This window comes from Corallococcus terminator (genome assembly GCF_049194865.1).
Lineage (GTDB): Bacteria > Myxococcota > Myxococcia > Myxococcales > Myxococcaceae > Myxococcus > Myxococcus terminator_A.
The window spans coordinates 65,090-78,687 of record NZ_JBLZWL010000001.1; the positions used below are offsets into that span (position 1 = coordinate 65,090).

The 13,598-nt window shown below is 69.5% G+C and carries 9 protein-coding genes; 5 read left to right on the top strand and 4 right to left on the bottom strand.

Annotation, left to right across the window (positions count from 1 at the left end; genetic code table 11):
- Positions 1–3 precede the first annotated feature (3 nt).
- The 4 genes from ACN469_RS00275 to ACN469_RS00290 are packed head-to-tail and all read right to left on the bottom strand — an operon-like array spanning position 4 to position 7,852.
- Positions 4–4,722 carry an alpha-2-macroglobulin family protein gene (locus ACN469_RS00275; RefSeq protein WP_498762985.1) on the bottom strand — a complete coding sequence of 1,573 codons (4,719 nt, stop codon included), beginning with the start codon at positions 4,720–4,722 and terminating at the stop codon, positions 4–6.
- The gene (locus ACN469_RS00280) at positions 4,719–6,344 is read right to left on the bottom strand and encodes a hypothetical protein (protein WP_498762987.1); all 1,626 of its coding nucleotides are present in this window, start codon (positions 6,342–6,344) and stop codon (positions 4,719–4,721) included. Before ACN469_RS00280 ends, ACN469_RS00275 begins: the two co-directional genes overlap by 4 nt.
- Complete coding sequence (locus tag ACN469_RS00285) at positions 6,341–6,919, bottom strand: DUF1175 family protein (RefSeq protein ID WP_498762989.1); 579 nt, start codon at positions 6,917–6,919, stop codon at positions 6,341–6,343. The genes ACN469_RS00280 and ACN469_RS00285 overlap by 4 nt, the downstream gene beginning before the upstream one ends.
- 33 nt (positions 6,920–6,952) lie before the next feature.
- Positions 6,953–7,852, bottom strand: coding sequence for a DUF2135 domain-containing protein (locus ACN469_RS00290; protein ID WP_498762991.1), 900 nt, complete (start codon positions 7,850–7,852; stop codon positions 6,953–6,955).
- Positions 7,853–8,090: 238 nt separating this feature from the next.
- Here ACN469_RS00290 and ACN469_RS00295 point away from each other — a divergent pair, with 238 nt between their 5' ends.
- The 5 genes from ACN469_RS00295 to ACN469_RS00315 all read left to right on the top strand — a co-directional run bounded on the left by ACN469_RS00295 (position 8,091) and on the right by ACN469_RS00315 (position 13,522).
- The gene (locus tag ACN469_RS00295) at positions 8,091–8,780 is read left to right on the top strand and encodes a DUF7693 family protein (RefSeq protein WP_498762992.1); all 690 of its coding nucleotides are present in this window, start codon (positions 8,091–8,093) and stop codon (positions 8,778–8,780) included.
- A gap of 125 nt (positions 8,781–8,905) precedes the next feature.
- Positions 8,906–9,523 (top strand): hypothetical protein, encoded by a 618-nt coding sequence (locus ACN469_RS00300; protein ID WP_498762994.1) that lies wholly within the window; start codon positions 8,906–8,908, stop codon positions 9,521–9,523.
- On the top strand, positions 9,520–10,089 hold the full coding sequence (locus ACN469_RS00305; RefSeq protein WP_498762996.1) for a hypothetical protein: 570 nt from the start codon (positions 9,520–9,522) through the stop codon (positions 10,087–10,089). The genes ACN469_RS00300 and ACN469_RS00305 overlap by 4 nt, the downstream gene beginning before the upstream one ends.
- A 209-nt stretch (positions 10,090–10,298) precedes the next feature.
- Positions 10,299–12,146 carry a glycoside hydrolase family 15 protein gene (locus ACN469_RS00310; RefSeq protein ID WP_498762998.1) on the top strand — a complete coding sequence of 616 codons (1,848 nt, stop codon included), beginning with the start codon at positions 10,299–10,301 and terminating at the stop codon, positions 12,144–12,146.
- 17 nt (positions 12,147–12,163) lie between these two features.
- Positions 12,164–13,522: a glucose-6-phosphate dehydrogenase gene (locus tag ACN469_RS00315; protein WP_498763000.1), complete on the top strand. Its 1,359-nt coding sequence runs from the start codon at positions 12,164–12,166 to the stop codon at positions 13,520–13,522.
- The last annotated feature ends 76 nt before the right edge of the window (positions 13,523–13,598 follow it).

Consider the following 13,598-nt stretch of genomic DNA (forward strand, 5'->3'; position numbering starts at 1 on the left):
CAACTACAGGTCTCCCGTGCCCTTCTTCGACGGAATCACCTTCAGCGAGTCCGCGGCCGTGCGGCCGTGGATGCTCGCGGCGTACATGTCCTCGATGCTCGCGGGAGGCGCGGAGAACGTGCCGGGGAACTGCGCGCGCAGCACGTAGCCCACCGTGCGCGGGCTGTCGCTCCACCACGCCGGCTCCTCGAAGAAGAACGTCGCGCGCTCCGGGCTCAGCACCCGGCGCTTCAGCGCCTCCGGCACCAGCGGCAGCGAGTGCGGAGGACCGCGGAACGCCTTGTCCTCCTGGAGCGCCACGAAGCCCGCGGGCACCGCGTCCTCCACCACGTAGTACGCCGAACGCACCTTGTTGCTCCCACGCGCGTCCATCGTCAGCTCCACGTAGACCTCTTCGCCCTGCGACACCGTGTCCCCTGCGCCGAGCTTCACCTTCCCGCCCTCGCGCAGCACGTAGTACGCACGCGAAAGCGACATGCCCTCCGCCTGCGCACGCACCGCGGACAGCGGCGTGAGCGCGGTGGCCTGCAACGTCGCCACGCCGTCGAAGCCGCCCACGTCCACCGTGCGCGTCCCCGGAGCCAGCGTCGCGACGAGCCCCATGCCGCGCGGCGAGAACTTCACCCCGCCCTGGGTGCCCTTCACCTCCGGCGGCGTCATGCCCTTGAACGCCTTCGCGTCGCGCTCCAGCAGCCACAGCGAGTGCAAGAGCGCGGTGCTCCGGTCGAACGTGGACAGGTCCGGCTCCGACAGCATCTCCAGGATGCGCTTGCGAGCACGGGTGACATCCAGCGTGCCGAACGACGCCGCGTGCGCGGCAATCGCCGTCATGCCCACGCGACGCAGCGGGAAGCGGAAGAACGCCTCCGACGTCTCCAGCTCCTGCCCCGGCTTGTACGCGGCCAGCGTCGTGAAGCCCTCCGAGCTGCGCTTCACCAGCGAGTTGATGCGCGCCTGGAGCGCCGGCTCCTTGATGACTCCCGCCTTCTCCGCCGCGAGCACCGCCAGCGCCAGCGAGTACAGCTCACCGGACTCGGAGGCCTCCACCAGCGCACGCACGCGCGCCGCCTGCTTCGGCCCCTCCAGCCGCGCCAGCACGTAGGCCCGCGTGGCCTCGTACTCGGGAGGCAGGCCTTCCTGGGCCTCCAGCCAGCGCGCGCTCTCGACGAGGCGAGGGTCCGCGCGGTCCACGAGGCCCGCCTCGGCCGCGTACGCCAGACCGTCCAGCGCGATGAGCGTGAGCGGCAGGCTCGGCGTGCTGTAGCCACCGAACCACGTGAACCCGCCGCCCTTCACCGACAGGTTGAGGATGCGCGCGGTGCCCTGCACCGAGCGGCTGCGAGCCTCCGCCAGCAGCGCCTGCGTCTCCGTGTCCAGCTTCGCCAGCGCGCCCGCCTGCTGGAGCACCTGGTACACCGCCACGTTCGGCACCGTCGTCGACACCAGCTGCTCCAGGCACCCGTACGGGTACGACAGCAGCTCGCGAACGTTGGACAGCGCCGCGTCGACGATGGACGGCTGGAGCACCAGCTCCACTCGCGTCAGCGTCGCCTCCTTCGCCGCCGGCACCTCCAGCGCGCCACCACCCCAGGCGCTCACCTTGACGATGTCCTCCACCGCCGCCGGCTCCACCTGGAACAGCTTGCGGTCCTTCAACGGGTCCTTGCCACCGGACACGTCCACCGTGAGCCGCGCGTCACCCGTCGACGCGGCACGCAGCGTCAGCGGCACCACCTGCTCGCCGCCCTTCGCCAGCTCCACCTTGTGCTGCGACTGGTCCGCCTTCAGCGCGCCCAGCGACGCGAGCTTCACCTCGAGCAGCTGGCTGCCCGTCGACTTCTCCCCGGCGGAAAGCCGGATGGACGCCAGCGCCTCGTCACCCTCACGCAGGAACTGCGGCAGCGCCGCGTACAGGTTGAGGCCGCCGCGCGTGGCGAACTCGGATGTGCTCTCGCCGAAGCGACCGGACGTGTCCGCCGCCACCGCCGTCACCACCCACAACGTCTGGTTGGACGGCAGCGTGAAGCGCACCGTGGCGCGACCATCGCGGTCCGTCACCACCGTCGGGTCCCAGTGCGCCGTGTCCTTCTCCAGGTCCTTCGCCTGACGGCTGGGCGGCTTGATTGACGCGAAGGCGTGGTCCGGCAGCCCCGCCATCTTCCGCGCCAGCGCCTCGCCGTACCCGTACCCCTGGAACTCCGAGGAGTAGAAGTTGGACACGTTGTTGCGCGCCGGCGGGTAGAAGAAGTCCAGCACCCTGGGACGGAACTCGGACTGGATGGCGTAGACGGCCTTGTCCACCACGCCCAGCGACAGCTGAGCGACGACGCCCTTGCCCTCGTGGTCCACGACCCGCACGTCGATGGTCTGCTCGGTCAGCGGCGTGGCCTCGGCGCGACGCGGCTGCAGCTCCACGGTGAGCGTGCGCTCGCGCGGAATCACGCGGAACGCCACCGTGCGCTCCTCCCAGCGGCCCGTCGACGTGGGATACGCCACGGACGCATACACCGCGCCGCCGAAGCGCTTCTCCACGCTGAAGCTGTGCACCAGCGTGCGGCCCGTCAGCTCCACCACCTGCGTGTCATAGAGGCTGGCACCCGCCAGCGTCACCCACACCGGGCCCGCGTCACGGCCACCCGCGCCCCAGCCGTCCGGCAAGAGCGCCACCAGTCGCGCCGAGTCCCCCGGCTCCAGCGTGCCCGACAGCGACGCCAGCGTGAGGTTGGGCACCTGGGCCACGGCCTCGTCCGCCGAGCCGATGACGAGCAGCGACTCCTCGCCCTGCCACGTCTCGCCGCGCTTGTCCTTCACCACCACGCGCGCCAGCACCGAGCCCACGTCCGACGTGGGAGCCTTCTCGCGGTGCGTCCCGTCCGCCGCCGTGGTGAACGAGCGCTTGCCCAGGCTCTTCTCCGAGCCGTCGGCCTTGCGCAGCACGAACTCCACCTCGCCCTGCGTGACGCCGTAGGCCTTGCCCGACAGCGTCGTCGCGCGCACCGACAGCAGCGCCTCGCCGCCCTTGGCCACCACCGCGTCCGAGTAGCGCGCCGTGCCCAGCACCTCCACCTTCGACAGGAAGAACGACGTCGTCGAGTTGGCGAACGTCTCCTGGTCATCCCGCGCGCGCACGGTGAGCGAGTAGCGATACGGCAGCCGCTCCTCCCCTGCCTTCAGCTCCGGCACCGCGACTTCAATCGCCGCCTCGCCGCTCGCATCGAAGCCGGTGGCGCTGGCCCACGGGTCCTCTGTCACTCCGCGCTCCGCCACGGTGGAGTACAGCCGCTCGGGCACGCTCAGCTTGCCCTCGTTGCTGGACGCCGAGCCGTACGTCACGTCGCTGCCCTGGCCACCCTTGCCGGCGTCATCCACCCACGCGGGCGCGTCCAGCAGGCTGCGGTACAGGAACACCTCGTACTTCGCGCCGTTGGGCACGCCACCCGCGTAGCGACGCGCGCGCACCTTCACGCGCAGCGACTGACCGGGCACCACCGTCTCCGACTCGGGCTCCGCCTCCAGGTAGAAGGTCGGCTTCACGTAGTCCTGCACGCGCGCCTCACCCTGGTGCGGCTGACCGTCCAGCTCCGCCTCCACTCGCAACACGCCCGTGCCCAGGTCGTCGGGCACCTTGAGCGTGCCGTGGAAGGCGCCGAACTCGTCCACGGACACGCGCGTGGTGAGCGCGCGGCCCTCCTGCGAGACGAGCTTCACATTCACGTCCTTCTTCTTCGGCGTGAACAGCCGCGCGAGGAAGGTGTCCGGCTGGCGCAGCACGCCGCGGAACTTCACCTCGTGGCCCGGCTTGTAGATGGGCCGGTCGCTGTAGATGAACACGTCCGGCGCCACGGCCAGCGTGGAGTAGAAGTCCGTGTCGACAATCGCCGTGTCACCGCCCACCGACGCGGTGGCGATGATGCGCGGCTCCGTCACAGCCAGCCGCACCTCGCCCTTCGCGTCCGTCTTCCCCGTGGGTCCCTTGCCCTTGGGCAGGTACACCTGCACCTGCGCGCCCACGGCCGGCTTCTGGTCCTTGCCGGCCACGCGCACCAACACCTCGCCATCCGTCTGCTTGAGCTGCACCGTCAAGTCGCTGACGACGAGCACCACCTGGCCCTCGACGAGCCCCTGCACGAGCTGCAGGACGTAGGTGCCAGCGGGCAGCGGCGCGAGCAGCACGCGGCGCTCCTGGAAGCCGTAGCCACCGCCCGAGTTGAAGCCGGGCACGTTGAAGTCGCGCTCCGCGCCGCCCAGGTCCAGGTTGAGCCACTGGCTGCGCGCCACGGTGAAGCCCGGCGGCACGCCGACGAGCTTCTTGGGCCCTTCCGCCACCTTGGCCAGCGGCTCGTAGGTGAAAGGCACGTCCGGCGCGGGAGGCAGGACGCTCAGCGCGTCCTGGCGGAAGTTCTGGTCGAGCGCGTCGAGCAGCCACCGGCCCGGCAGGGCCATCGCGTTGACACCGCGGCTGAGCGCGCGGCCCGGGTTGTTCATCGTCGGAGGCGTCTGGTACGCGCGCCGCAAGTCCCCCTGCGCGCGGATGAACGCATCCACGTTGTCGGGCTTGAGGACGCGAAGCTCCACCGGCCCCTTGTCCTCGAAGGCCACGTCCACCGCCACCGGCTCGCCGCTGCCATAGGAGCGCGGCACGGTGATGTAGAGCGGCTTGGCCATCGCCACGCCGGACAGCGCCACCGCCATCAGTACCGCGAGTCGAGCTGCCATCCTCATGACCCGAAACCTCCAGGAACCAGCGAATCGCCTTGCACGGTGCCGCGCAGGCCCAGGTACGGCAGCGACTCCAGGTCGCGCCGCGCCGCTTCGATTTCAGGGGGCGCCGACTTCGGAATCGGCGCGTTGCGCCCCACTCGGGACTCGGACAGGAAGCCGTCCATGGTGAGGCCGCTGAGCAGCCGTCCCAGGTTCACCCCGAAGGCCAACGAGCCAGGCTCGCGAAGCCCCGCCACCACGGGCCCCGGCGCGGCGAGCATGTTCGGCTTGCCGCCCGAGCACGCCATGCGCAGCGCCTGCAGCTCCTCGCTGCTCGACGCCAGCACCACGTGATTGCACACCGTCTCCTTTATCAGCGTGCTGCTGCCTCCGGAGAAGAAGCCCTCCAGCGCGGGCCCGTCCTCGGGCCGGCCCCACAGCACCGCCACCTCCTGGAACAGCGCCGAGTCCCCGCGCGGCGTCCACACCACCGCCACCTGCCGCGTGCGCGTCGCGCCCCCGCCGCCCGACTTCCAGAAGGCCTTGAGCGACTCGGCCGTCAGCGTCTCCGGCAGCTTGAGCTGCATGGCCAGCAGCACCGGCGTCTCCTCCGGCACCAGCTTCAGCAAGTCGTCGGACAGCGGCGCCTTGTCCAGGCGCGCGGTACCTTCCATCAGCTCGCCGGCGATGCCCCGCCCCACCAGCCGGTCACCCTCCACGCCGAACTGCAGGCGCGTGTCCGGCGACAGTCCCAGCACGTGCGTGAACAACTGCGCGTCGCGGCCGAACGCCTCGGGCTGGAAACCCAGCTCCACGTCCACGTTGTCCTCGCCGCGCAGCTCCGGCACCTCCGCGCACAGGCCCTGGAGCACCGCGATGGGGTGCCGCGCGACGACGAGCCGGTCCGGCGTCCTGCCCGCCCATAGCGTCTGCTCCGCCACCAGCCAGCGCTTCAGCACCAGCCCCTCCGCGACGGCGGTGGGCGTGCCACCCGGGCACGTCTTCGCCGTCAGGGTGCCTCGGCTCGCCACCGCGTCCAACGCGGTGTAGGCCGCCGTCGCCGACGCCGTCGCCTTGGGCAGGATGAACGCGGGCGTGCTCGCGCGCGCGACACCGGCGAACCACGCCACGCGGAACGGAGTGTTGCCCACGCGGCCCACGAGCAAGTCCAGCACCGCGCCCTTGAAGTCGCCCTTCAGGTCCTCGCCCGTGGAGCCGAGGAACGCGGCCCAGCCTCCGACGAAGCCCTGTCCCAAGGGCTGCGCCAACTGCGCGCGCAGCCAGGCGTTGCGCGCCAGCGCGTCACGCACCTTGGGCGGATGGAGCACGTCCAGCCAGACGGCCTGGGGCGCGCTCGCGCCGGGCACCTCCAGCTCCGTGCTGGTGGGCTCCGGCAGGCCCTCCACCTGCGCGGGGGGGACGGAAACGCCGCTCGCGCCGCTGATGAGCGGAGTCGAGCTGGCGCCGTCGTCACCGCCGGACGTCGAACCGGTGCGACGGCCGAGGACGAAGGCCCCCGCCACCGCCGCGCCGACGATGACCGTGCCCAATCCAATCAACAGGCCCTTGGGAGGACCGCCCCGCTTGGGCGGTGGGCTCACCGGGGGCGGCGCGCCCGGAGGCGGGCTCGACGGAGATGTCATGGCATCCACTCCTTGAAGCGAAAGAAGCCGAGGAAGGCGCCGTTGCCAGGCACCGGACGCCACTCGCGTGGCGCCTCGTCGGCGAGGTTGTGGAGGAGCCCGGTGCGCACCGCGGCGCCCTTCTCCCCCGGGTGGTAGACGACACGCGCCGGTGCATGGGCCCGGTCCTCCGGGCGCACCACCAGCATGAGATGGAAGTCGGGCCCTGAGTCCTGCTCCTGGCGGAACGCGAGCACGTCGCCGGTGCGCACCGCGTCGCGCGTGGCCTCGTCACGGCCCAGGAACACCAGGCTGTGATGCAGCAACGTCTCAGCGTCCGCGAAGTCCGACGGCTTGCCGCGCGAGTCCAGCCACAGCGGCGTGGCGAGGCGCTCGGGGGCGATGCGCTTGTAGGCGGTGCGGAAGGCGAAGCGGATGAGGCCCGCGCAGTCGCGCTGGTCCGGATGCCACGCGGCGTCCTGCTGCTTCAGCTGCGCGAGCGCGACCTGCGCCACCTGCCGACGCAGCAGCACGTCGCGCGACTCGGGCGCGGGCGCGGTGGCCTCCAGCAGCAGGAGCAGGGACAGGGCGAGCATGGCGGTGGACGGGGGCGCGTCAGCCAGCGCGCGTCAGTAGTCGCCCTCGCCGCCGCTGTCGCCGTTCGTCTGGAGCTCCTTGAGGGCCGCGTCCAGGTTGGTGGGCCAGCCCTTGCGCGTGGGCTTCGGGTCCTGCGAGGGCACGTAGACCTCCGCCTGTCCGTCGCCGAGGATGTTCACCCACGCGAGCACGCGCGTGGTGCCGGGCGTGGCCAGGGGGATGCGCACCATGCGGCGGACCTCGTTCGGCGTGCCCTCGAAGAGCGCGAGGTTGAGCGTGGCCAGGGTGTGGGCCTTGTCGCCGCTGGGCCAGTAGTTGGTCGCCACCAGGTACACGCCCTTGGGCGGCGCGCGGTGGACGTAGAGGTACGGGCCATACGCGGGCTGGTCGAAGTCACCGCCCTGCGAGTTGAGGAAGAAGGTGCCACCGGACGGGCTGGAGGTGTCCGCCCAGTACACGTGGGCCATGGAGCCGATGGTGAGCTGGCCGTCCTTCTCGCTGGTGTCGGTGGGCTCGTAGACGTGCAGGTCGGTGTACACGCCGTCGGTGTCGCTGGTGAGGATGACCTTGAACGGGACGGGCGGCACCTGCGCGTAGCTGGTGGCCTGGGTGCGCGCGGTGCCGGCCTGGTTGGTGGCCATCACCGTGACGACGTTCTTGCCGCTGGCCGCGGGGAACTTGCGGCTGAAGCGCCCGTTGAAGGTGCGCATCAGGTAGCGGTCACCGTTGAGGGACACGACGATGGGGTCGATGGTGGAGTCGCTGACGGTGCCCTCGATGAGCAGCATCCGGTCCACCGTCCAGCCGCCGGAAGGCGCGCTGAGGCGCACGGTGGGCAGCGTCTTGCCCTTGCCGATGGGCACGCCCTGCTGGCGCGGGTTGGCTGCGGGCGACGTCTGCGACAGGAGCAGGGCGAGGATGACGGGAAGCATCGCGCGTCCTTCAGCGAAAGGGGTCCGACGGAGGCGTCGGTGATGGGCACACTGCGCCCGCTCCGCCTTCCATTTCAAGTCGCCTGCCAATCGTCAATAGGGGCGGAACCTCGCGGAATCACGGCCGTGCGGTGACGCGGCGCGGGCGCCCGGACACATCGTCGGGGCAGGCACGAGGCTCTTCTGCCACACCAGGAGTCCCGGCAGACTCACGCGCCACGACAGGGGAGCGGCGAACATGATTCAGGGGATTGATCACATCCAGCTCGCGATGCCCCGAGGCGGGGAGCCAAGAGGCCGTGTTTTCTACGGCGACCTGCTCGGGCTGCGAGAGATTCCCAAACCTCCAGAACTCGCGAAGCGGGGCGGGCTCTGGTTCGAGCTGCCGGACGGGCGAGGGCTGCACCTTGGCGTGGAGGAGCCGTTCATCCCGGCGAAGAAGGCGCACCCGGCGTTCCGGGTGACGACGCTGGATGCACTGGTCGCGCTGTTTCTCGAAGCGAAGCATCCGGTGAAGTGGAGCTTCGAGGTGCCGGGGGTGCGGCGGTTCCATGGAGAGGACCCGTTCGGGAACCGGCTGGAGTTCCAGGAGCAGCCGAGCGAGCACAAGCTGACGGAGGACGAGGTGCTCGCGGTGCTGCACGCGCTGGAGCGGGGCGAGGTGACGATATCGACGCGGCAGCTCCAGCAGGTGGAGGACTCCGGAGGTGGCGACACGCCGATTCTCTGCTCCAACGGGTGGTGCTTCGTCATCTTCAACGACTCTTGCGAGTGGGACTACATCTCGCGCGTCACCGCGCCAGATGGACGCTGGCTGACGTACGCGGACATGACCGGAGCACCGGGCGAGCCCGAGCCGATGCCGAGGCTCGCGGACTACCGGCCTCCTCCGGACATCGCGCTCGACGTGTGGGGGCTGCCTTCGTGAGTGCGCGCAGCGTCGTTGGGTCTGTGGTCCTACTCACGCTCGCATGCGCTCCCTCGCGTCCGAGCGACCCCGACATCGTCCGCCCCACGCCAGGACAGCCCATCCTCGAGAAGCTCCCTGGCCCCATGCTCGGACCGTTCGAGTCCTATTCCGATGCACTGCTCGCGGCGTGCGGAAGGATTCTCACGAAACCGCATGCGAGCGCGGGACGCGCGGACAACCAGGAGGCCAGCACGTTCTGGCGCGTGTCGAGTGAGTACTGCGCCTGGGTGTATTACACACCGGACGACCAGTACATGGTGAGCAAGCTCACGGACCAGTCTGCGGTGGACCCACTTCATCGACTCAAAACGTGTCTGCTGCCCTCTACCGTCGAGGATTCGCGCTACCCTCCGAACAGCATCAAGTACGTCTATGCGATCCACAACCATCCGTTCGGAAGTTCGCTGTCCAGGAGTGACATCCGCTTCATCGTGGAGCAAGGCTCCGTCCATGGCTTCGAAACGCGGACAAAGGAGGGCGTCGTTCGACTCTCCATTGTCGCGTTCTTCGCTAACAACCTCTCGAAGCCCGCCTGTGACGGGTTCCACCAATACGTCCCCGTGACAGGCCACATCATGAAGTGGACCCGAGAGAGAAACCGCTGGAGTTGCGAGCAGACCGCGAACGTCTCCTGGAACGAAGACGCCACAGATTTCACGCTCCGCGCCACGGCAGGCCCTTGCTTCGAGCAGGCCCGATGAGACGATTGCTCATTCCTTGGCTGCTGCTCGTCGCGGGCTGTCCGCGAGCGACACCTCATCGCCCCGTCGATGTGGACCCAGCACTTCGCTTTCCGGAGTTCTTCGCCCAGCCAGCGCGCAGGCTGGATGGTTCAGGCGTCCCCATCGAACTGGATGGCGCGGTGCTCAAGTCCCTGATGCTCGCGGCCAATGACTTCCTGCCCTTGGGGACCCAGAAGGGACACTGCTGGGAGCGACAGGATGCTCGCCTCTATCGCTTCATCCGGGAGGGCGACGTCATCTTCGTCCGGATGGACGTGGACCCCGCAGCGTGTGACGGCAAGGTCCTTCCCCTGGACTCGGGCGCCGCCTATGCCGTCCATGTGGATGGTCGCATTCTTCGTCGCGTCTTCGATGGAGAGCCGGGCTCAGGGACGGACATCGAACCCTCGGACGCGGGCACACCCGAAGACGCGGGACCATTGACGTTTGAGGTGCCTGTCGGCTCGACCGGGGGCGCGCCTTCCGACACGACACCAGCACGTTGGCTGGATGGCGGCTCCCTCGACGCCGGTGCTTCGCGCTGAGACCTCGCGCGGCTTCGGCGCCCACCGCCCTTCTTCGAGACTCCACGGCCGCACGCGCCTGGGGCCGTGCCGTCTGACTCGAATTCCCTAGCGCTCCGCCGCCCGCGTGCAGGGGCTTCGCGACGACAAGCCCTGGACTCGAATTGCATCCGAAGTGCCGGCACCTACCTTTTTTCGGGAAGGCGCGCGGGCACGCGCGGGGGGATGACATGACTTCGACAGAGACCGTGCAGACGAGGGAAGCCCCAAGGACAGGCTGGGGAGGAGACACCCGAACAGAACCCGGTCTGCTCATCGAGGACCACGCTCTCCTCGGGGACCTCTACACCGCCGCCCTCGTCGCCCGAGACGGCTCCATCGACTTCCTCTGCCTCCCGGACTTCGACTCCGACGCGTGCTTCACCTCCCTGCTGGGCACCCCCGACAACGGACGCTGGAAGCTCGCGCCGAAGTCACCCGTGCGTGAAGTCCGCCGCCGCTACCTCGGCAAGACGCTCGTCCTGGAGACAGAGCTCGTCACGGATGAAGGCACCGTGCGGCTGGTCGACTTCATGCCCATCCGCAAAGGCAGCCCTCACCTCGTGCGCTTCGTGGAAGGAATCAAAGGCACGGTGTCGATGCGCTCCGAGCTGCGCCCCCGCTTCGCCAACGGCTACACCGTGCCCCTGGTCAGCAAGCGAGACGGCATCTCCGCCGCCATCGCCGGTCCAGACGCCATCTACTTGCGAGGCGGCCCCGGGGAAGCACCTCCGCCCTTCGAGTCGGAGTTCACCATCCGCGCCGGCCAGCGCATCTCTTTCGTAATGTCCTGGGGCCGCCCCTACGAAGACATCCCCGAGGTGCTCGACGCGGAGGCCGCCCTGCGCGACACCCAGGCCTACTGGGAGGACTGGGCCTCGAAAATCCGCCTGCCCGCCAGGTACCAGGACGCGGTCGTCCGCTCCCTGCTCACCCTCAAGGCGTGCAGCTTCCAACCCACGGGCGCGCTCGTCGCCGCGCCCACGTTCGGACTCCCGGAGACTCCAGGCGGTGAGCGCAACTGGGACTACCGCTTCTGCTGGATTCGCGACGCGGCCCTGACCCTCAACGCGCTCATGCTCGGCAACCTCACCGACGAGGCTGAAGCGTTCGGCACCTGGCTGTTGAATGCCATCGGCGGCGCCCCCGACCAGCTCCAAATCATGTACGGCATCCGAGGCGAGCGCCGCCTCACCGAAGTCCCGCTCGACTGGCTGAGTGGTTACGAGGGCGCCCGCCCCGTGCGCATCGGCAACGGTGCCTACTCGCAGTTCCAGCTCGACATCCTCGGCGAGTTCGCCGCGGTCCTCTACCTCCACTCGCGACTCAAGGGTCGGATGACGGAGCGCGCCCAGAAGGCACTCAAGAGCGTCGCGACGCACGTGTCGGAGGTGTGGACCCATCCGGACCACGGCATCTGGGAGATGCGCGGCCCCAAGCACGACTTCACCGCCTCCAAGGTGTCCGCGTGGACCGCCGTGGACCGCTGGGTGCGCGTCATCGAGGAGTACGGCCTCAACGAAGACAAGGCGCCGTTCGTGAAGCTGCGGCAGACCATCTTCGATGAGGTGTGCAGCAAGGGTTTCGACGCCCAGCGCAACACCTTCACCCAGTACTACGGCTCGAAGGGAGTGGACGCGAGCCTGCTCTTCATCCCGCTCTCCGGGTTCCTCCCGCCGGACGACCCGCGCGTCGCCGGAACGGTGCTCGCCATCGAGCAGGAGCTGATGCCGGAGGGGCTGGTGCTGCGCTACCGGACGGAGGACAGCGTGGACGGGCTGGAGGGCGAGGAGGGCGCGTTCCTCGCCTGCTCCTTCTGGCTCGCGAACACCTACCACCTCATGGGGCGGACCGAGGACGCGCAGCGCTTCTTCGACAAGCTCTTGAAGCTCGGCAACGACGTGGGCCTGCTCGCCGAGGAGTACCTGCCCAAGGAGCGCAGGCTGTTCGGCAACTTCCCCCAGGCGTTCAGCCACCTGGCGCTCGTGAACTGCGCCTACCTCCTGGCCGAAGGACACAAACCCCCCATGCATTCGTAAGACGGGAGGATGAGTGAATGATTGACCCGCTGGTCGTCATCGGCGCCTCGGGAGACCTGACGGCGCGGCTGCTGTTGCCCGCCGTCGCGGAGCTCGTCGAGCAGAAGAAGGCCCCCGACGGACTCACCGTCACCGGGGTCGACCGGATGGACTGGACCGAGGAGCAGTTCCGCGAGCGCATGCGCGAAGCGCTGGACTCGCATGCGACGCGCGCGTCCCCCCAGACGCGCACGGAGGTCCTCCGCCGCCTGCGCTACCGACACGCTGACGCCACGCGCGCCGAGGACCTCCGGCGCGCGCTCAGCGGCTTCCAGCAGCCAGTCCTCGCCTACCTCGCCCTGCCCGCACACCTCTTCGAGCCCGTGCTCGAAGCCCTCTCCCAGGCGAGCCTCCCGGAGGACAGCGTCGTGGCCGTCGAGAAGCCCTTCGGCGTCGACCTCGCCTCGGCCTGTCGCCTCAACGCGCTGCTGCGACTCCGGTTCCCCAGCACCCTGGTCTTCCGCATCGACCACTTCCTGTCCGACGAGCTGGTCCAGCGCATCATCGCCCTGCGGTTCGGCAACCGCGTGCTCGAGTCCATCTGGAGCCAGCAGCACATCGAGCGCGTGGTCATCACCTGGGATGAGCCGCTCACCGTCGAGGGCCGCGCGGCGTACTACGACAGGGCCGGCGCGCTCCGGGACATGATTCAGAACCACCTCCTGGAGGTGCTCGCGCTCGTCGCCATGGAGCAGCCCTCGCGCATCGACGAGCGCTCCATCCGGGACGCTCGCGCCGCCGTGCTGCGGGCCATTCCGACCATGTCCATGGACCAGGTGCGCCAGCGCAGCCTCCGGGGCCGCTACGCGCAGGGGCTCATCGCCGGCAGACAGGTGCCCGCCTATGTGCGGGAGCGTGGCGTCGAGGCCTCGCGCGAGACGGAGACCTTCGCCGAGCTGACGCTGGAGTTGGCGAACTGGCGCTGGGCGGGCGTCCCCTTCGTCCTGCGCACGGGCAAGGCGCTGTCCAGGGCCCACGCCGAGGTCGCCGTGTACTTCCGCTTCGAGCCGGACCATGACCTGCGCAACCCGACGGGCGGACAGAACGTGCTCCGCATCGGCCTGTCGGAGCCGTACATCCGCCTCGCGGTGAACATCAATGGACCGGAGCGGACGCTGGTCACCACCGACCTGGAGCTGTGGTCTCACGCGGCCGGACGGCTCGCGTACTCGAACCTCCTGCTCGACATGTTGCGCGCCGAGCCCATGCTCACCCTCCGGGACGACGAGGTCGAAGAGGCGTGGCGAATCGTCGGGCCGGTACTCGAGGGCTGGCGCAAGGGCATCGTCCCGCTGCGCGAGTACCCAGCCGGAAGCACGGGCCCGAGTGGTCCATGAACAGTGGGGACAGACGGGAGTGCCACCCGCTCGAACGTCCCCTTGACGGTGGGCCCGCCCCTCCTACTTTGTGAGC